Annotated in this window: 14 protein-coding genes; 3 read left to right on the top strand and 11 right to left on the bottom strand. The window is 60.4% G+C overall.

Going from position 1 to position 19,294, the window contains the following annotated elements:
• Positions 1–344 precede the first annotated feature (344 nt).
• Entirely contained in the window at positions 345–1,175 is an 831-nt protein-coding gene (locus G494_RS24420; protein WP_051305863.1) for a TatD family hydrolase, read from the top strand.
• Positions 1,135–1,902: a tRNA threonylcarbamoyladenosine dehydratase gene (locus G494_RS0118480; protein WP_028585711.1), complete on the top strand. Its 768-nt coding sequence runs from the start codon at positions 1,135–1,137 to the stop codon at positions 1,900–1,902. The genes G494_RS24420 and G494_RS0118480 overlap by 41 nt, the downstream gene beginning before the upstream one ends.
• A gap of 88 nt (positions 1,903–1,990) precedes the next feature.
• On the opposite strand, the gene G494_RS24415 is transcribed toward G494_RS0118480, so the two are convergent.
• From G494_RS24415 to guaB, 9 genes are all read right to left on the bottom strand, one after another.
• Positions 1,991–3,523: a B12-binding domain-containing radical SAM protein gene (locus tag G494_RS24415; RefSeq protein ID WP_035247550.1), complete on the bottom strand. Its 1,533-nt coding sequence runs from the start codon at positions 3,521–3,523 to the stop codon at positions 1,991–1,993.
• A gap of 72 nt (positions 3,524–3,595) precedes the next feature.
• Positions 3,596–6,337, bottom strand: coding sequence for an aconitate hydratase AcnA (acnA, locus tag G494_RS0118470; RefSeq protein ID WP_051305862.1), 2,742 nt, complete (start codon positions 6,335–6,337; stop codon positions 3,596–3,598).
• A 171-nt stretch (positions 6,338–6,508) separates the two neighbouring features.
• Positions 6,509–7,975, bottom strand: a complete 1,467-nt coding sequence (locus G494_RS0118465) for a DegQ family serine endoprotease (protein ID WP_153305950.1) — start codon at positions 7,973–7,975, stop codon at positions 6,509–6,511.
• A 213-nt stretch (positions 7,976–8,188) separates the two neighbouring features.
• Complete coding sequence (locus G494_RS0118460) at positions 8,189–9,658, bottom strand: dihydrolipoyl dehydrogenase family protein (protein WP_028585708.1); 1,470 nt, start codon at positions 9,656–9,658, stop codon at positions 8,189–8,191.
• Between the two features lie 19 nt (positions 9,659–9,677).
• Positions 9,678–10,379 (bottom strand): TVP38/TMEM64 family protein, encoded by a 702-nt coding sequence (locus G494_RS0118455; RefSeq protein WP_035247547.1) that lies wholly within the window; start codon positions 10,377–10,379, stop codon positions 9,678–9,680.
• Between the two features lie 47 nt (positions 10,380–10,426).
• The gene (locus G494_RS0118450; RefSeq protein ID WP_051305861.1) at positions 10,427–11,437 is read right to left on the bottom strand and encodes a glucokinase; all 1,011 of its coding nucleotides are present in this window, start codon (positions 11,435–11,437) and stop codon (positions 10,427–10,429) included.
• A gap of 333 nt (positions 11,438–11,770) precedes the next feature.
• Complete coding sequence (locus tag G494_RS0118445; protein ID WP_035247544.1) at positions 11,771–12,550, bottom strand: LabA-like NYN domain-containing protein; 780 nt, start codon at positions 12,548–12,550, stop codon at positions 11,771–11,773.
• Between the two features lie 27 nt (positions 12,551–12,577).
• Positions 12,578–14,128 (bottom strand): glutamine-hydrolyzing GMP synthase, encoded by a 1,551-nt coding sequence (gene guaA, locus G494_RS0118440; RefSeq protein ID WP_028585704.1) that lies wholly within the window; start codon positions 14,126–14,128, stop codon positions 12,578–12,580.
• Between the two features lie 206 nt (positions 14,129–14,334).
• Positions 14,335–15,795 carry an IMP dehydrogenase gene (gene guaB / locus G494_RS0118435; RefSeq protein WP_028585703.1) on the bottom strand — a complete coding sequence of 487 codons (1,461 nt, stop codon included), beginning with the start codon at positions 15,793–15,795 and terminating at the stop codon, positions 14,335–14,337.
• 399 nt (positions 15,796–16,194) lie between these two features.
• Here guaB and G494_RS0118425 point away from each other — a divergent pair, with 399 nt between their 5' ends.
• Complete coding sequence (locus G494_RS0118425; protein WP_028585702.1) at positions 16,195–16,818, top strand: L-threonylcarbamoyladenylate synthase; 624 nt, start codon at positions 16,195–16,197, stop codon at positions 16,816–16,818.
• A gap of 119 nt (positions 16,819–16,937) precedes the next feature.
• On the opposite strand, the gene G494_RS0118420 is transcribed toward G494_RS0118425, so the two are convergent.
• The gene (locus G494_RS0118420) at positions 16,938–17,222 is read right to left on the bottom strand and encodes an HU family DNA-binding protein (RefSeq protein ID WP_028585701.1); all 285 of its coding nucleotides are present in this window, start codon (positions 17,220–17,222) and stop codon (positions 16,938–16,940) included.
• Between the two features lie 161 nt (positions 17,223–17,383).
• A complete protein-coding gene (locus G494_RS0118415; RefSeq protein ID WP_028585700.1) occupies positions 17,384–19,123 on the bottom strand; it encodes a 30S ribosomal protein S1 in 1,740 nt (579 codons plus the stop codon).
• Positions 19,124–19,294 lie beyond the last annotated feature (171 nt).

Here is a 19,294-nt window from a genome sequence, read left to right as displayed (position 1 = left end):
CCAGAAATCATGTCAGCACCGGGAGTCATTACCCCCGCCATGTCCGGTATCCAGTTGATCTTGTTTGCCGGCAATATCAATGAGGATATCTTTACTCGATGATTCTCGTGATTATGGGATGGACCTTGTTTTTTCCCCACCACTGTTTTCTGTTGTGATCAACCGTTTTTTTCTCTGCCGTCCAACTCGACAGCAACTATAGTGTACCAGGCAGATCACGATGCCTTCCCTGGGAGCAGCAGCCTCCGGGGATGGGTATGAGTCATGCCAGCCAGGGTAATCTTTTCCATGCAACAACTGCTAGAGAAGCGCAGAATTTTTGTGAGCAAGGGGAGGGTAGCTCGATGACTCCCTCTCTGCAGAGCGTGGAGAGCAGAGCGGCACACTACTGTGATGCCCACCTCCATCTCCAGGATGAACGCATAGGCGGACGGCTGGCGGCGCTCCTGGCCCTGGCCAGGCAGCGGGGGGTGGATCGTTTCCTTACGAACACCGTCTCTGAGGAGCAGTGGGCCGGGGCGCTGGAGTTGGGGCGGACCATTGCCGGGGTGATCCCCTTTCTCGGTATCCATCCCTGGTATGCAGAGAGTGTGGCTGCGGGCTGGAGGGAGCGGCTGGCTGCCCTGATTGCCAGGGGCGGCTGCGGCCTGGGCGAGGTCGGGCTGGACCGATCCTGTGCAGTGCCCCTTGAGCGCCAGCTTAGCCTTTTCCAGGGACAGCTCGAGCTGGCACTGGAGTATCGTTGCCCCCTGGTTATTCACTGTGTCCGCCATTGGGGCAGGTTGTTGGATCTGCTGGAGGGTGCAGGGCTCTCGCCTGAGGGGCCGGCCGTCATGGTCCACTCCTTTAGCGGCTCTCTGGAAACCATGGAGCGTCTGCTCCGCCTGGGGGTCTACTGCTCCTTTTCCGCCCGCCTGTTGCTTGGGCATGAGACCCGGCTGCAGCAGGTCTTCAGGGCGATCCCTCTGGAGCAGGTACTCTTGGAGACCGATGCCCCGGATCAGGCCCTCTGGCCGAGGGGACCCTGCAGCGAGCTGAGGCTCAACGCACCCGGCTGCATCGTGGAGCTGTATCAACAGGCCGCCCGTTTAAGGGGCTGTGATCCGACAACCTTTACCACTACGCTTTGGAAGAATGGAACGATTTTTACGCACCGAGCGGCTGCTGGGCCCTGAGGGCTTTCAGCGGCTGCAACAGGCCGCTGTCACCGTGGTCGGCCTGGGCGCCGTGGGGGGATATGTGGTGGAAGGCCTGGCCCGGGCCGGGGTGGGTCGCCTGCGGTTGGTGGACTTTGATACCATCCAGCCCTCCAACATCAACCGCCAGATCCTGGCCCTGGAGACCACCCTGGGCCGGGCCAAGGCCCAGGTGGCCGCCCAAAGGGTCGCTGTCATCAACCCGGCCTGTCGGGTGGAGGCGCTGGAGCTTTTTGCCGATGAGGCCACCATGGGCGCCATCCTCCAGCCAGCCCCTGAGCTGCTTATCGATGCCATCGATTCCCTCAACCCCAAGGTCCAACTGCTCAGCGCGGCTCACCGGGCCGGGCTGCGGGTGATCTCCTCCATGGGTGCGGCCCTGCGCACCGACCCCACCAAGGTGGCCTGGGGGGATATCGGCGAGACCTGGGGCTGCCCCCTGGCCCGCAGGGTACGCAAGCGCTTACGTCGTCAGGGGATCGAAGAGGGGATATCCTGTGTCTTTTCCTCGGAGGCGGTGTGCTTCAACTATCGCGATCCGGAGAAGGAAGCCGCCTCCTCTGGAGGAAACCCCTATGACGGGCGCGGCCGTCAACGCAGGGTCCTGGGCAGTCTGCCCACCCTGACCGGGATATTCGGCCTGACCATCGCCAACCAGGCCATCCTGGAACTCTCCGGCGGGGTGGTCCGGGAAGAACGGTCCTGAGTGGTGAGGGCATAAGCGGTCGGAGTACATTTCTTCCCCTCTCCCGAGTCCCTCTGCAGTACATTCTCCTCACCGGGCGGTGCTCCGCCTAGGCCAGGTGTTTCTGCTGACGCCTGCCGATACTCTTTGCCTCCTCGGTTATTGCCTGAGCAGGGGCGGGCTTCTTGCTGCCCGTTTTCAGTTGGGCTCGGATCAGCGGCGGCAGGGGCCGGCCCTGAATCCGCTGCAGGTCTCCGGCGATGGCCTCGGCTATCCTGGTCCCCTCTTGTTGCAACTCTTCCACCAGATAACGATAGAGCAGCTCAGCCATCCGCTTAAGGGAGATCTTCCAGGTGGAGTGGGTCTCTTGGTAGAGCCAGCCGGAGAAGGCCTTAAATCCCTGGAAGGTGTCGCCCTCCTCCCAGAGGAGCCGGACACTCCGGGGAAAGTTACCGCTGTTGTAGAGCAGGTCCCAGAAGCGAGTCAGCCGTTTGAGCCCTTGCATCTCCTGGAAATCGATCTGGTCCGTGGCCAGGATCTCGTAGGGCGGCAGGGGGGAGTAAACCATCCGGTGGGTCCGGTCATGGCGGCTGATGGCGGTGCCTGAGAGTTTTTTCAGGACCCCCAGCTGGATCTCCGCCCTGGTGAGGCTGGTGAGCAGATTGAGGTTGTCGCCGAATCCCTGGGCCGACTCCCCGGGCAGGCCGATGATCAGATCCACATGGAGGTGGGCCCGGGTCTCCTGCTCGAGAAAGCGGAGGTTGGTGCGGATCTTGTCCATGTTGAGGCGACGACTGATGCCGGCAGCCACCTCCGGGTTGAGGGTCTGGATACCGACCTCCAGCTGGAGGCTGCCTGGCGGAAACTGGCGGAGCTGCTCCTTGAGGGGTGGCGGGAAATGATCGGGGATGACCTCAAAGTGGACCAGGTAGGGCGGCTCCTTGGCCAGGAAAAAGTCCAGGATTCTGGTCACGGTCGCCAGCTGGAGGTTGAAGGTGCGATCGATGAATTTGAAGTTGCGCGCCCCCCGCTGCCAGAGGGTCTCCAGGGCCGCGAGAAAGGCCTCCAGGGGGAAGTAGCGCACCGTCTTGTCCATGGAGGAGAGGCAGAACTCGCAACAAAAGGGGCAGCCCCTGGAGGCCTCCACATAGCAGACCCGGTGGAGGATATCTTCGTCCAGGTATTCGTCATAGGGCAGGACCAGACGGCCGGGGTCGGGCGGATCCGGGGGGATCAGCCGCTGTTCCGGTCTGTGCCCGGCCAGCAGCTCCCGGCAGAGCCGGTAGAAGTTGTTCTCTCCCTCACCCTGCACCAGGTAATCGGCGCTCTCCAGTTCCAGCCGCAAGGGCAGGTGGCTCACCTCTGGTCCGCCCAGGACAATGATTACCCCGGGATCCACGGCCTTGATGATCCTGATCAGCTGGGCAACCTGGAGGCCATTCCAGATATAGACCCCCAGGCCGATGATCCGGGGCTCAAGGGCCAGGAGTTTTTCGGCAACATCGATCAACTGATCGCTGATGGTGTACTCGGCAATGGTGGTGCGCTCCCTGAACTCTTTCAGGTTGGCCCGGATGGAGCGCAGGCCGATGGCGGTGTGGATGTAGCGGGCGTTGAGGGTGGAGAGGACAATATCAGCCATGGCAAGGGCCTGCAGGAAGAGAGGGGCCGTCCCTGTTTTTGGGAAACGACCCCTTGATGAAAGATGATCGAGCTAGTTTTGGTTCAGCCGTTGGCGAAGGACCTTGTGAAGGATGCCGCCGTGACGGTAATAGTCGATTTCCATATCATTATCAAGGCGAAGGAGTACGCTGAAGAGCTCGCTGCTGCCGTCGGCACGGTCCAGCTGCAGCTGGAGTGGAGCCCCCGGCTTGAGGGCCCCTTCCAGGGCTGTGATCGAGATCCGTTCCCGGCCGGTCAGGCCCAGGCTGGTCGCGTCAGTACCTTGCGCAAACTGGAGGGGCAGCACCCCCATGCCCACCAGGTTGGAGCGGTGGATCCGTTCAAAGGAGGTCGCCACCACCGCCTTCACCCCCAGGAGCATGGTTCCCTTGGCCGCCCAGTCCCGGGAACTGCCGGTGCCGTAATCCTTACCGGCAAAGATCACCAGAGGGGTGGACGACTGCTGGTAGCGGATGGCCGCCTCATAGATGGAGGTCTCCTCTTCCTGGGGCAGCAACAGGGTGTAGCCACCCTCCCGCTCCACCATGGTGTTACGGATGCGGATATTGGCAAAGGTGCCCCGCATCATCACCTGGTGGTTACCCCGGCGTGAGCCATAGGAGTTGAAGTCCTGGGGAGCGATCCCCAGGGACTGGAGGTACTGGCCTGCCGGGCTGTCCGCGGGGATGGCCCCGGCCGGGGAGATGTGATCGGTGGTGATGGTGTCGCCGAAGATGGCCAGGATCCGGGCCTGGTGGATATCCTGGATCGGCGGCACCTCTTTGCTGAGGCTGGTGAAGAAGGGCGGCTCCTGGATGTAGGAGGAGTCCGGGTCCCAGGGAAAGAGCTGGCCGCTGCCCCCATGGAGGCTGTTCCACTGTTGGTCGCCTTTGAAGAGGGACTGGTAACTGGAGCTGAACAGCTCCGGGGTAACCGCCGCGTCCACGACCCGGCGAATCTCCTCCTGGCTGGGCCAGATATCCCGAAGAAAGACCGGCCTGCCCTGGTCATCCTTGCCCAGGGGCTCGTTGATCGGATCGCTGAGCACGCTCCCGGCCAGCCCATAGGCGATGACCAGCATGGGCGAGCCCAGGTAGTTGGCCTGGACCTGGGGATGGATCCTGGCCTCAAAGTTACGGTTCCCACTGAGGACCGCTGCGGTGATCAGTCCTTTCCGCTCGATGGCCGTGGCCACGGTCTCATCCAGGGGGCCGGAGTTGCCGATACAGGTGGTGCAGCCATAACCGACCACATGGAAACCCAGGGTCTCCAGATCGGCCAGCAGCTTGCTCTCTTCCAGGTAACGGCTGACCACCCTGGAGCCCGGAGCCATGCTGGTTTTGACCCAGGGTTTACAGCGGAGCCCTCGCTTGACCGCGTTGCGGGCCAGGAGGCCGGCACCGATCATCACATCCGGGTTTGAGGTGTTGGTGCAGCTGGTAATGGCGGCGATCACCACCGAGCCGTTATCGAGCTGGTCGCAGCCGCTTGTTGGCAGGCTGCAGGCCACCGGGGTCTTGGCACAGCTCGGGCAGCCATCCATGTTGCCCGCCTCCAGGGAGCCGTTACCCCTGCCGAGCCGAGCGGCAAACTGGCGGCCAAAATCTCCCTTTACCTGGGAGATGGGTAGCAGCTCCTGGGGCTTTCTCGGTCCGGACAGAGAGGGGACAACCTCGTCCAGACAGAGTTCGTAGATGGTGCTGTATTCCGGTTCCACCGTCTCCGGGCCGTAGAACAATCCTGCGGCCCGACAGTAGTCTTCCACCAGCCGTACCTGGGCCTGGTCCCTGCCGCTGCTGTGCAGGTAGCGCAGGGTCTCCCGATCCACCGGGAAAAAGCCCATGGTTGCCCCATATTCGGGGGCCATGTTGGCGATGGTGGCCCGGTCAGGCAGGCGGAGGCTGTCCAGGGCAGGGCCGAAAAACTCGACAAAGCGACCAACCACCCCCTTTTCCCGTAAGAAACGGGTAATGGTCAGCACCAGATCGGTGGCCGTGGTGCCCACGGGCAGGGAGCCGCTTAACCGCATGCCGATCACCTCGGGGATCTGGAGAATATAGGGCTGGCCAAGGAGGACGGCCTCGGCTTCGATCCCGCCTACCCCCCAGCCCACGACCCCCAGGCCGTTGATCATGGTGGTGTGGGAGTCGGTACCCAGGACCGTGTCCGGGGAGACCACCGTTCGGCTGCCCTGTTGGTTGAGCTGGGCCACCGAGGCCAGGTATTCCAGGTTGACCTGGTGGACAATCCCGGTGCCCGGCGGTACAACCCGAAAGTTGGCAAAGGCCTGTTGGCCCCAGTGGAGCATGGTGTAGCGTTCCCGATTGCGCTCCATCTCCAACCGCACATTGAAGTCAAAGGCCTCTGTGGAACCATAGCGGTCAACCTGAATGGAGTGATCGATCACCAGGTCTGCAGGGATAAAGGGGTTCATGCTGGTGGGATCACCACCCTTGCGGGCCAGGGCCGAACGCAGGGCGGCAAGGTCCACCAGGGCCGGGACGCCGGTGAAATCCTGGAGCACCACCCGGCTGGGCATGAAGGGGATGCCCTGGTTGGGAGTTGCACCGGGCCTCCAGGCGGCCAGGGCCAGGAAGTCCTCCTCTCGCACCAGCCCTTGGTCCAGGTAACGGAGCAGGTTTTCCAAGAGGATCCGGATGGAGAAGGGATATCTGCTCAGCGGTCCGAATGGGCTCTCTGCCAGGAACTGGAGACCATAAAAGGTGTAGGGTTTCCCCTGGGAGCTGAACTCTTGCTGCAGGTCAAGTTGGGAAAAATTGATCTGGGGTGACATGTGATCTCCTTATGCTTCCTGATACAGCCGATGATCCGGTGGGTAGGGAGGTTGCCCTGAGCAATATAATACTACCTGGAGCAGGGATCTAGCAAGGGCAGCAGGCACCAAATAAAAAAGCCGGTGGAACATGATCCACCGGCTTGATGCGTACTGATCAGCAAAGAGCCCCTACTCCTTGCTGAGGACGATGTAGTGACTGGCCTTGCCGCCACGGACCCGGAGCAGGACCCGGGAGCCGTTCTTGGCTGTTGCCAGGGCCTGGTTGAGTTCCTCCAGGTTACGGACCCGTTGACGGTTGACCTCTTCGATCAGTTGGCCGGGCTTCAGGCCGAAGCGCCCGGCTGCAGAGTCGGAGGCCACCTCGGCTATGAGCACTCCCTGCTCCACTTCATAGCCGAACTGTTCGGCCAGCTCCGGAGTGAGCTCCTGGAGGGTGAGGCCAAAGTCTGCCAGCGGCGAGCCATCGCTCTTCGAGGCCACCCGGCCCATGTCCGCCGGTTGCTCGCCGATGGTGACCGCGAGTTGCCTCTTGCGGCCGTCACGGATGATCTCCAGTTTGATCTTGGCATTGGGCGCGGTCATGGCGATCTTGTCGCGGAGTTCGGCCACATCATCGACGGCCTGCTTTTCCAGACCAACGATGACGTCACCCTGCCGGAGGCCAGCCTTCTGGGCAGGGGAGTCGGGGCTGACTTCGGCCACCAGGACCCCCTTGCTGCTGGAGAGGTCAAAGGATTTGGCCAGCTCCTCGTTGACATCCTGGATCACCACTCCGAGCCAGCCGCGGGTGACCTTGCCATGGTCTAAGAGCTGCTGCTTGATGGCCTTGGCCATGTTGATGGGGATGGCGAAGCCGATGCCCATGTAGCCGCCGCTGCGGGAGAAGATGGCCGTGTTGATGCCGACGGCCTCGCCGCGGATGTTGAGCAGGGGGCCGCCGGAGTTGCCCGGGTTGATGGCGGCATCGGTCTGGATAAAGTTCTCGTAATCGGCGATGCCCACCCGGTTGCGGCCCTTGGCACTGACCACCCCCACGGTGACGGTCTGGCTGAGCTCAAAGGGGCTGCCGATGGCGATGACCCACTCACCGACTCCCAGGGTATCGGAGTTACCCAGGGGCAGAACCGGCAGCTTGGTGCCGTCGATCTTGATGATGGCCACATCGGATTGGGGGTCGGTGCCCACCACCTTGGCGGAGAACTCCCGTTCGTCATCCAGGCGGACGGTGATCTTGTCTGCCCCTTCCACCACATGGTTGTTGGTCAGGATGTAGCCGTCAGCTGCAAAGATAAAACCCGAGCCTGCGCCCTGTTGGCGGTACTGGCGCGGCTGCTGTCGGGGCGTCCGGGGATGGCGGAATTGGGGGCCGAAGAATCGTTCAAAGAAGGGATCCCTGAACAGGTCGCTGGGCTGTCGCCCCTGGGGCTTGTGCATGGTTTTTTCCACGGCAATATGGACCACGGCCGGACCGGCCTTGGCCACCACCGAGGAAAAGGCCTTGGCCGAGCGGTCCAAGAGGGCGATGTCCGCCTCATCCTGGGCCAGGGCAGGGGGGGGGAAGCCTGTCAGCAGGGTGCAACAGAGCAACAGGGATGCGGCGAGCTGCATCCAGGTTAGGGTTGATTGTCTTCGCATGGAAAGGGTCTCCTTACGTCATTGGGGTACATTGTCTTGGGAACAGGCTGGCAACAGCTGTTTCCTGTGAATAGGACACTTGCAACAGGCGTCATTCAACACTGTGATACAATTATACCTTTCCCCTGGTTCGTCAAGTCTGCCGATGGTGCTTCGGCCCCTGGGCAGGAGTCAGGGGCCGGGAGGCGTTTTTGGAGGGGGGAGATGGTGTGCTCAGGGGCTGAGCCGGGAACAGGGGTCCTCCACCGGTCCCTTGAGCTGGAAAAAGAGCTTGAGTCCCTTTTTTACCCGGCTGGAGAAGATCTTTGGCGAGAGGTAGCTGCCGGCCACCCGCTTATTGATCTCTCCCAGGGTGGGGTAGGGGTGGACGGTTCCGGCCAGGGTGGAGAGCTTGACCCCGCCGCCCAGGATGGCGATCCATTCTCCCAGGAGGTCGCCGGCCCTGGGACCGGCGATCTGGACGCCGATGGGTTTTTCCCTCTCATCCAGGAGCAGCTTGAGTTTGCCCCTGGTCGCTCCTTCGGCCAGGGCTCGGTCGTTGGCGGCAAACTCTTCGCTCCAGACCGTGTAGTCGATCCCCAGGGCCCGGGCCCTGCGCTCGTTGAGCCCGACTGAGGCCAGCTCCGGGTCGGTATAAGTGCACCAGGGCAGCCAGGTGTAGTTGGTCTTGCGGGGGAGGCGAAAGATGGCGTTGGAGACCACGATCCCGCCCTCATAGCCGGCGGCATGGGTGAACTGGTAGCTGCCGGTGATGTCACCGGCTGCAAAGATGTGTCTATGACTGGTGCGTAAGCGTCTGTCCACCGTCACCCCCCGCAGGTCATGGGCCAGCTCGATCCGTTCCAGGCCCAGGTCCCGGGTATTGGGGGTGCGGCCCTGGGCCAGCAGGACCTGGTCCGCCTCCAGCTGGTGCCGGCTGCCGTCTCCGGTGCTGAACTCGATCCGCCTGCGGCCACCTTTTTGGGAGGCCGCAAGCACGGTGGCCCCAAGGAAAAAGCGGACTCCCTCCTCCTCCATTGCGGCCATCACCGTGTCGGCCATGTCCCTGTCCTCCTTGCTGAGGATCTGGGCCGAGCGCTGGATCACGCTCACCTGGGTGCCCAGGCGGTTAAAGGCCTGGGCCATCTCCATGGCAATGGGACCGGCGCCCAGGACGATCATGGAGCCGGGGAGTTCGTCCAGGGAGAAGATATCCCTGTTGGTGATCATCTCGATCTCGGTGAGGCATTTCACCCGGGGGGGAGCCGGTTCCGAGCCGGTGGCAATGACCCAGTACTTGGCGCTCCTGCGGCTGCCGTCCAGGAGCACGGTGTGCTCATCCACGAATTCGGCCTGGCCGAATCCCACCTGGGCCCCCAGCCTGCAGAATCGCTCCACCGAGTCATGGACCTGGATGGTGGAGATCACCTCCTGGATCCGGGCAGCGATGGAACGGAAGTTCACCGGGCCAATGGCGGCTGTGGGCAGGCCGTAGCGCTCGGCCTCTTTGATCTGGTGGTAGACATGGGCGGATTTGATCAGGGTCTTGCTGGGCACGCAGCCGTAGTGGAGGCAGTCACCTCCCAGGAGCGGTTCTTTTTCGATCAACAGGGTCCGGGCACCCAACTGGGCAGCCCCTGCGGTGATGGTCAGCCCGGCGGCTCCGCCGCCGATAATACCTATATCGTAATCAAAGGTGCTCATGGAGGTCCTCCCGGGGGGGTTAGTGGAGAGAGTGGTCCTTTTTGGCTGTAACCAGGGCCAAGAGCTTTTTGGTGGCAATGGGCAACAGGCCGAGCAGGGCAAAGGAGAGGATCAGGCTGGGGGAGAGGATCCCGGCCAGGCTTTCGATCCTGGCCAGCTCCTTGCCGGCGTTCACGTAGACAATGGTGGCCGGCAGCATTCCCAGTTGGGAGACCCAGGCATAGGTCAGCAGCCGGATAGAGGTCAGCCCCATGACCAGGTTGATCACAAAGAAGGGAAAGAGGGGGACCAGGCGGAGGCTGAAGAGGTAGAAGCCGCCCTCCCGGGCCATGCCCTGGTTGATTCGGGTCAGTTTATCGCCAAACTTGTGCTGCACCCAGTCACGGAGCAGGTAGCGCGCCACCATGCAGGCCAGGGTGGCGCCGATGGTGGAGGCAAAGGAGACCGCCAGGGTACCGGTAACCAGGCCGAAGAGGCCTCCTCCGGCCAGGGTCATCACCGCGGCACCGGGCAGAGAAAAGGCGGTGACCAGGATATAGACGCCCATATAGAGGGCCACCATCAGCACCGGCCGGCGTTCATAGAGTTCGAGCAGCTCTGCCTGTTGTGCCTTCAGGTAGTCCAGGCTCAGGTACTGGCCGAGGTCAAAGAGTTGAAAGAGCACGACTACCAGCAGGAGCAGGCCGAGGATGAGGAGTTTTTTCAGGAGATTGGTCTTCATGATACATCCATGGGTGGTGACATTGCAGCGTGTCCGGCCTGGGCTGCCTATGGTGTCGGCACTATTCTGCTGAAGCCGTAGGCCGCAGCACCTGCAATGGCGGTTTTCGGGTTAAGGATGAGCTGGATAGGGATGGTGCGGAGCCAGTCGCGGTAGACCCCCCGGGCAAAGATGGACATGAAACGGCACGACTCAAAAAAGGGCAGGATACGGGGAGGGAGGCCGCCTCCCAGGAACAGTCCGCCCAGGCTCAGGGTTTTCAGGGCCAGGTTGGCCGCCTCGTCGGCCAGGATGGCGGTGAACAGCTCCAGGGTGCGGACCGCGATATGCTCCTGTTCCCCCTCCTGCAGGGCCTTCAGGGCCGAGGCCACGATCAGCGGGGTCTGATCGCGGCTGGCGGCAAGCGCCTCTGCCAGCGCAGGCGGCACCCCCATGGTGGTGCGGAGAAAGGCAAACAGCTGGGGCAGGCCGCTGCCCGAGCAGACCTGTTCCACCGAGACATGGTCCCGGCTCTGGAGCATGAAACACAGCAGCTCGATCTGTTCCCGGGTGCGTGGGGCAAAGCTGGCATGGCCCCCTTCCGAGGGATGCGGGGTCGGTTGAGCTCCCTGGGTGAGAAAGGCCTCTCCCAGGCCGGTGCCAGGGGCCAGCACCGCAACGGTGCCCCCGGCTACCGGGGAACCCGGGTTGATGGTCACTAACTCGTCGGCCTGGAGCGAGCTGGTGCCCATGGCGGTTGCCATCAGGTCGTTGAGCAGATGGAGCTGCTGAAAACCGAATCGCTGCTCCAGGGCAGCCGCCGAGATCCGCCAGCTCAGGTTGGTCATCTCCACCTCCTGGTTGCGCACCGGCCCGGCAACGCCGAAACAGCCATAGGCCGGTCGCTCGGCCAGGGGGTCGAGAAATTGTGCAATCAGCTGCTCCAGGCCAGCGGTCCCATGGTTGGCCATGGTTTGCTCTGCCAGGGGCGGGCCCGGCCATTGGGCCCGGTGGTAGAGGGCCAGGGTGGTCTTGGTGCCGCCGATATCTGCGGCCAGGAGCAGGGAGGGGTTGATCATAGGCCAGCGCAGGTCTTTGTGTGAGGGAAGAGAGCAGCCCTGGGACGCGGTGAACGACGGTGCAGAGTGATGCCTCGTTGATGGCACCACCTCTCTGGGCTTTGGGCCGAAACCGGGGGCCTCATACTCCACGGAAAAGAACAGCTGCTGCCCGCTGCCGGCTGTCCGCGTCCCGGGGGGAAAGAGGCGGGACCTTACGAGAAAGTCACCCCTGTTTCTCTGAGAGCATAAACATGATCGGCTGAGGATGCAACTTCCCGGATGCAGTAACATTTCCTGTGCCCCCTTCCCCGAAAACGAGCTTCGAGGGAAGGAGGGTACAGCTCCGTCTGCTCAGACCTCCTTGAGCAGGCGGATATCCCAGGCCTCGGAGCGGTTCTCGTTGGCGGGATTCTGGACAATCCGAAACTCGAAGATCCGGCCGAAATCAAGAAAATACTGATCCGAGCCCAGGGTGGATTTGGAGAGGTGGAAAAAGATGGTCTCTGCAGAGAGGCGGTTCTCCCTGAGCCGGTAGTAGCGGAAAAAACCGAAGCCCCGGTCCATGTTGAAGTTGGCCACCGTGCCCCGCTGCCACTCTTCGCCGCTGTCATGGGCTTGGGAGGGGATAATGGGCAACAGCCCCGGGATGAGGTAGCCGGAGAGGTAGGAGTCGGCCACCTCCCGCAGGGCACCGGAGACGTTGTGAAAGCCGATGACCTCCACCCTGCAGCCCATGTTTTGGAGGGCAATGACCAAGCGGATGAAATCGCCGTCTCCGGTGAGGAGGATGATCCGATCCAGGTTGCGGGCCTGGAGCAGGGCATCGATGGCCAGGTCCATGTCGGCATTGGCCTTGGTGGTGATGTTGCCGTCCTCATCCTGGAAGCGGCGGACATACTTCTTGATCACCTTGAAACCGCACTGGCGGAGGATGTTGTGGTAGGAGTAGACCTTCTGACGATACTCGCCGTCCTTCTGGGTCCGTTCCCGATCTTCCGCCAGATAGCAGTTGGCCCTGAGCAGGGTCGAGTTCCCGTCATTGGCCAGGTCCACCAGCACGTCGTAACGCATGCCGTAGCCGCCGCTCATCTTGATGTTTTCGGCATCAACGTAGATACCTGTCTTCAGCATAATGACGATCCCTTCGTTAGCAGGGGCTTATTCCCATTCAATGGTGGAGGGGGGTTTGGAGGAGATGTCGTAGACCACCCGGTTGACGCCGCGTACCTCGTTGATGATCCGGCTGGAGATCTTACCCAGGATCTCATAGGGCAGCCGCGACCAGTCTGCGGTCATGGCATCGCGTGAGTCCACCGAACGTAGGGCGATGACGTGTTCGTAGGTCCGGCCGTCCCCCATGACCCCGACGGTCTGGATGGGCAGGAGCACGGCAAAGGATTGCCAGACCTTACGGTACCAGCCCGAATCCTTCATCTCTTCCAGGACGATCACATCGGCCTGACGGAGAATCTGCAAGCGTTCGCCAGTGACCTCGCCCATGATCCGGATCCCCAGACCCGGTCCGGGGAAGGGTTGGCGGTAGATGGCCTCTTCGGGCAGGCCCAGCTCCAGGCCCAGCTCCCGGACCTCGTCCTTGAACAGCTCCCTCAACGGTTCGATCAGTTCCATGGCCATCCGTTCGGGCAGACCGCCCACATTATGGTGGGACTTGATGGGGGCCTTACCGCGGAAGACCACAGATTCGATCACATCCGGGTAGAGAGTGCCCTGGGCCAGAAACTTGACCTTGCCCAGTTTCTTGGCCTCCTGCTCAAAGATCTCGATAAAGCCGTAGCCGATCCGCTTGCGCTTCTCTTCAGGGTCACTGATTCCGTCCAGGCGACCGAGGAAGAACTCCTCGGCATCCACATCGATCAGCTGCAGGTCGGTCTTCTGGGTGAAGAAGTCGATGATGCTCTTGGATTCACCGGTCCGCATCAGACCGTTGTTGACATAGATACAGGTCAGCTGATTACCGATGGCCCGATGGACCATGGCCGCAACCACCGAGGAATCGACCCCGCCGGAGAGGGCACAGATCACCTGGCCATCGCCCACCTTGTCCTTGATCTCCTGGACCGTGGCATCGATAAAGGAGTGCATGGTCCACTCCGGCTTACAGCCGCAGATCCCGAAGATGAAGTTTCTCAGCACATCGTTGCCGATCAGGGTATGGGCCACCTCGGGGTGGAACTGGACCGCCACAAAGGGGCGTTCCTCGTGGCGCACCGCCGCATAGGGTGAGTGGCCGCTGGTGGCGGTGACGGTGAAGCCCGGGGCGAGTTCTTCGATCCGGTCGCCGTGGCTCATCCAGACCTGGTAGTGGGAGGGCGTGGTCTCCATGCCGGCAAAGATGCCGGCAGTGTAGTCGATGTTCAGCTCTGCCTTACCGAATTCGCGGTGCTCGGCCCGTTCCACCCGCCCACCCTGCTGGACCATCATCAACTGGGCCCCGTAGCAGATACCCAGCACCGGCACCCCGAGTTCAAAGAGGCCTGGATCGCTGATGGGGGCGTCGTCGTCATAGACACTGGCCGGCCCGCCGGAGAGGACAATGCCGGTGGGGTTCATGGCCTTGAGTTGCTCCAGGGGCAGGGTATAGGGGTGGATTTCACTGTAGACCTTCTGCTCCCGGATACGGCGGGCAATGAGCTGGGTGGTCTGTGAACCGAAGTCGAGGATGATAATCTTCTCAGAATGAATGGTCATGGGCCTTTGTGGGTATGATTGATGAAAGGAAGCCTTAAGGGTGCCTGTTCCTCAGTGGCTATTCTACTCAATATCGGCGTTATACTCAAAAAAACATCCTCGAGACAGCAATGATATCTCTATGCTGTTTTTTTGATGGTGCGCGTCTGAGCGAAATGGCCCATGGAGAGACCGACACCCGCAGGACAGGGACAGGGATCGCCTGGCTACTCGGTCCGGTAGTTGGGCGCCTCCTTGGTGATGATGACGTCATGGACATGGGACTCTCTGAGACCGGCCGAAGAGATCTGGACAAACCTGGCCCGCTTATGGAGCTCTTCGATGGTGGCGGCGCCGGTGTAGCCCATGCCTGAGCGCAGGCCGCCCAGCAGCTGGTAGATCATCTCCGAGATGGCGCCGCGGTAGGGCACCTTGCCCTCGATGCCTTCAGGGACCAGTTTGCTGGGGCTCTGCTCTTCCTGGAAGTAGCGGTCACTGGAGCCGGTTTTCATGGCGCCGATGGAGCCCATGCCCCGGTAGCCCTTGTAGGTCCGTCCCTGGTAGAGGAAGGTCTCCCCCGGGGTCTCGTCGGTGCCGGCAAAGAGGGAGCCGATCATCACGGTGTGGGCTCCGATGCCGATGCCCTTGCAGATGTCGCCGGAATACTTGATCCCGCCGTCGGCAATCACCGGGATGCCGTGGTTGGCGGCCTCGGCCACGCACTGTTTCAGGGCCGTGAGTTGGGGAACGCCCACACCGGCAACGATCCGGGTGGTACAGATGGAACCCGGCCCGACTCCGACCTTGACCGCATTGGCGCCGGCCTTGATCAGGGCCGCGGTGCCCTCGGCGGTGGCCACGTTGCCGGCGATCACCTGGAGGTCCGGGAAGTGGGACTTCACCACTTCCAGCCCCTGGAGGATGCCCTCTGAGTGACCATGGGCCGAATCCAGTGCCACCACGTCCACCTGGGCATCAACCAACGCCTGGGTCCGCTCCAGCATCTCCGGACCGACGCCGATGGCGGCTCCGGCCAGCAGGCGGCCCATCTCGTCTTTGGCCGCGTTGGGATACTTCTTGATCTTTTCGATATCCTTGATGGTGATCAGTCCCTGGAGGCGGCCGGCATCATCCACCACCAGGAGCTTCTCGATGCGGTGCTCATGGAGCAGGGCCTTGGAGTGTTCCAGAGAGATTCCGGCCGGAGCGGTGACCAGATGTTTGCTGGTCATGACATCGTTGACCCGGAGGCCGTCGTCGGAGACAAAGCGCAGGTCCCGGTTGGTGACGATACCCACCAGCTTGTCGCCGTCCAGTACCGGCAGGCCGGAGATCTTGTAGCTGCGCATGATGGCCTGGACCTCGGCCACACTCTGGTTGCGGGAGACGGTGACCGGGTCGACGATCATCCCGGATTCCGACTTCTTGACCTGCTCCACCTCTTTGGCCTGGCTGCTGACGCTCATGTTCTTGTGGATGATGCCCAGGCCACCCTCGCGGGCCATGGCAATGGCGGTCTGGTGTTCGGTGACCGTGTCCATGGCTGCACTGACCAGCGGGGCCTGGAGGGTGATCTGGTTGGTGAGCTTGGTCTGCAGGGAGACCTCGGAGGGGAGGACCGCAGATGGTCCCGGCACCAGTAATACATCGTCAAAGGTGAGGGCCAGCGGGATATCCTGGTTCAACATATATACTCCTTAGGGTCGTGGCGGTGGTTGTGCCGAATATGAAAAAATAGTAAAAAATGGTTCAAATTAATGTTCTGCCCTGGGGCGAGAGTTCTCTTCAATGGTTCTGCTCTGGAAGGCCAGGGATAATGCCGGCAAAGCGGAAAACGATCCCGGCAGGGGCCGACTGTTACGGTGGAAAAGGAATAATATCGATGAAAACCAGTATCATGGTTACTTCCTGGTGGTAACAGCATCCATCTCTGTCGGCAAAGGGAAATAGAGGGTCGTGCTAAAAAACAGCTGGATTTTTTAGGAGGATCCTGCTTTACTTTCCTGCCGTCCGTGGTGCAGCGCTTCGTGAGCTGCACACCTTCTCTTCATCATCCATCATCGTCCAGATAGGGGGTCCACGCTTCCATGGCCCGATTGATTGAAATAAATCCGTATAACCCCCAACCACGGCTGATCAGCCAGGCGGTGGAGGTCCTCAAAAAGGGCGGGGTGATCTGTTACCCCACCGACACCATGTATGGTATCGGCTGCGATATCTTCAATAAAAAGGCCGTCAGCCGGGTCCACCAGCTGAAGCGACGACCCAAGCATAAGCCGTTCAGCTTCATGTGTTCCTCGCTGACCAATATCAGCGAGTACGGCCATGTGGCCAACACCGCCTATCGGCTGATGCGGAAAAATCTGCCCGGTCCCTACACCTTTGTCCTGCCCGGCACCAAGCTGGTGCCCAAGGTCATGCTGACCAAACAGAAGACCGTGGGGATCAGGGTTCCTGACCACCCCATCTGTCTGGCGCTCCTGGAAGAGCTGGGCAACCCGGTGCTCACCACCAGCGCGACCCTGGAGGGGGAGGACGAGGGCCAGCCCGTCTGCGACGGCTTTGATGTGGATCGCTTATTCGGCAAACAGGTTGACCTGATCATCGATGGCGGTGAGGTCTATCCCGACCCCTCCACGGTGATCTCCCTGATCACCGACCAGCCGGAGATCCTCCGCCAGGGTAAGGGCGACATTGCTCCCTTTATCTAAGCTGTTCAACAGCGTCTCTTCCCTGTCTCGGGATCGGCGCTGCGCTCTTTTCCTTGAATGAAAAAAGCCGGTAACTGAGGACAGATACCGGCCGACTTTCGCTGCTGTACCCCTCTGTCCTATTCAGCCTGAATTAAAACCTCTTTCAGTGATTTACTCATCGTAAAGTGAAGGGTTTTGCGAGCCGGGATATCCATCATCTTCCCAGTCTTGGGATTCTTGGTGGTTCGCGGTCTTCGGGTACGTACAGAAAAGCTGCCAAATCCTCTAATCTCAACTCTTCTCTCTTCAGCAAGGGCCTGGGCTATCTCTTCAAGTATGATTTCAACAGCTTGGGCAATATCCTGCTTGTAGTAATCATCGAGTTGTGAAGACACAGCGTTGACCAGTTCACGCTTAAGCATGCTAAATAATCCTTTTTATCTACCGTATTATTAAAGTGGGGAAAACATTCCTGGGTATTGAGAGGGAAGATGAAATAGAAAAGGATGTTTCAGCGAAACCGGGGATACTCCATCCCCGGTTTCAGGAAACATCCAATTATGCCCTCAAATTGAAGTGCTTATCAGGATTTATTGTCTCCATCTTCACCAGCAGCGGCAATCAACAGATCGCCAAAGGTGGAAGGTCCGCTACTCTGCTTTTGCTGTGAGTACTCTTCAGGGATTTCACCGTTGTTGTCGTCCTTCTCTTCCAGGGCCTTGACCGAGAGGCCGATCTTACGATCATCGGCGGAAACATTGATGACCATGGCCTGGAGGGTGTCGGCAACGTTGAACATTCCAACCGGGGTCTTGACCTTCTCACGAGAGATCTCGGAAACATGGACCAGACCTTCGATCCCCTCTTCCAGCTGGACAAAGACGCCGAAGTCGGTGACGTTGGTGATGGTGCCCTCTACGCTGGAACCGATGGGGTAGTTGTTGGCGGCAGCCTGCCACGGATCCGGCTCCAGCTGCTTGACGCCCAGGGAGAACCGTTCGTTTTCCTTGTCGATCTTGAGAACAACCGCCTGGATGGTTTCACCCTTGGCATACTTCTCAGAGGGATGCTTGATCCGCTCGGTCCAGGAGAGATCCGAGACATGGATAAGGCCGTCGATACCCTCTTCGATACCGATGAAGATCCCGAAGTCGGTGATGTTCTTGATCTTGCCTTCGATAACAGCACCCACGGGATAGCTCTCTTCGACCACATCCCAGGGGTTGGGCTGGAGCTGCTTCATACCCAGGGAGATCCGTTTGGTCTCGGCTTCCACGTTGAGGACCTGAACGTCGATCTGATCGCCTACGGCAACCACCTTGGAGGGGTGACGCGGCTTCTTGGACCAGCTCATCTCAGAGATGTGGACCAGACCTTCGACACCCTCTTCCAGCTCGACAAACACACCGTAATCGGTGATGGAGACCACCTTGCCGGTGACCTGGGCCCCTGCAGGATACTGCTCAGGTACCTGCTCCCAAGGATCAGACTTGAGCTGTTTGACACCCAGGGAAACCCGGTCGGAGTTCTTGTCGTACTTGAGGATCTTGACCTCGATCTCTTCGCCCACGGTGTAGAGCTTGGATGGGTGAGAAACCCGGCCCCAGGAGAGGTCGGTGATGTGACAGAGACCGTCCATGCCGCCCAGGTCGATGAACAGACCGTAGTCGGTGATGTTGGTGATGGCACCGCGAATGGTCTGCCCCTCTTCCAGGGTGGTGCGCATCTGCTCACGCATGGAGGCGCGCTGCTCTTCCAGGATGGCACGCCTGGAGATAACCACGTTGTTGCGCTTGCGGTTGAACTTCAGGATTTTGAACTCAAATGTCTGGCCGATGAGTGCGTCAAGATCCTTGACCGGACGAAGATCGATCTGTGAGTAGGGCAGGAAGGCGGGGACACCGATGTCAACGGACATGCCGCCCTTGACCCGGTTGTCGATACGACCTTCAATGGTGCCGTCTTCTTCCTGGATCTTGGCAATCTGTTCCCAGACTTTGATGGCAATGGCCTTTTCGCGAGAGAGGAGGAGGCCACCTTCATCTTTTCTTTTCTCTATGAAAACTTCGAATTCATCACCGATCTCGATGACCCGGTCCGGGTCTTCGTGACGAAATTCGGAAAGAGATATGTAACTCTCAGCCTTGTCTCCGACGTCAATGAGCACAGCATCGCTGTTGATATCAACCACCGCGCCGATGGCGACTTCGCCAACGTTGATTACGGTGTTGTTTTCTTCCTGTTCGAAGAGCTCAGCAAAGCTCATTTCCTCGAAGCCATTGTCATCTGCCGCAGCTGCGGGTTGAGTTCGATTGTCAGTCATTGGTTGTTGTTCCTGTTACGACCGGAAAAGCAGGCCGCTTAATGGATTAATGGTTGATGGTTGAAATATGGATACGGGAAGATCCCGTCCATGGAAACAAATTTAAACCAATACCAGAGTTGAGATTGAAAAACAACTGTTTGTTGTTGAAAAACTGTATTTTTTGCTTTT

The organism is Desulfogranum mediterraneum DSM 13871, from assembly GCF_000429965.1.
In the GTDB taxonomy this organism is placed as follows: domain Bacteria; phylum Desulfobacterota; class Desulfobulbia; order Desulfobulbales; family Desulfobulbaceae; genus Desulfogranum; species Desulfogranum mediterraneum.
This window is presented reverse-complemented; position numbering and strand designations above follow the sequence as displayed.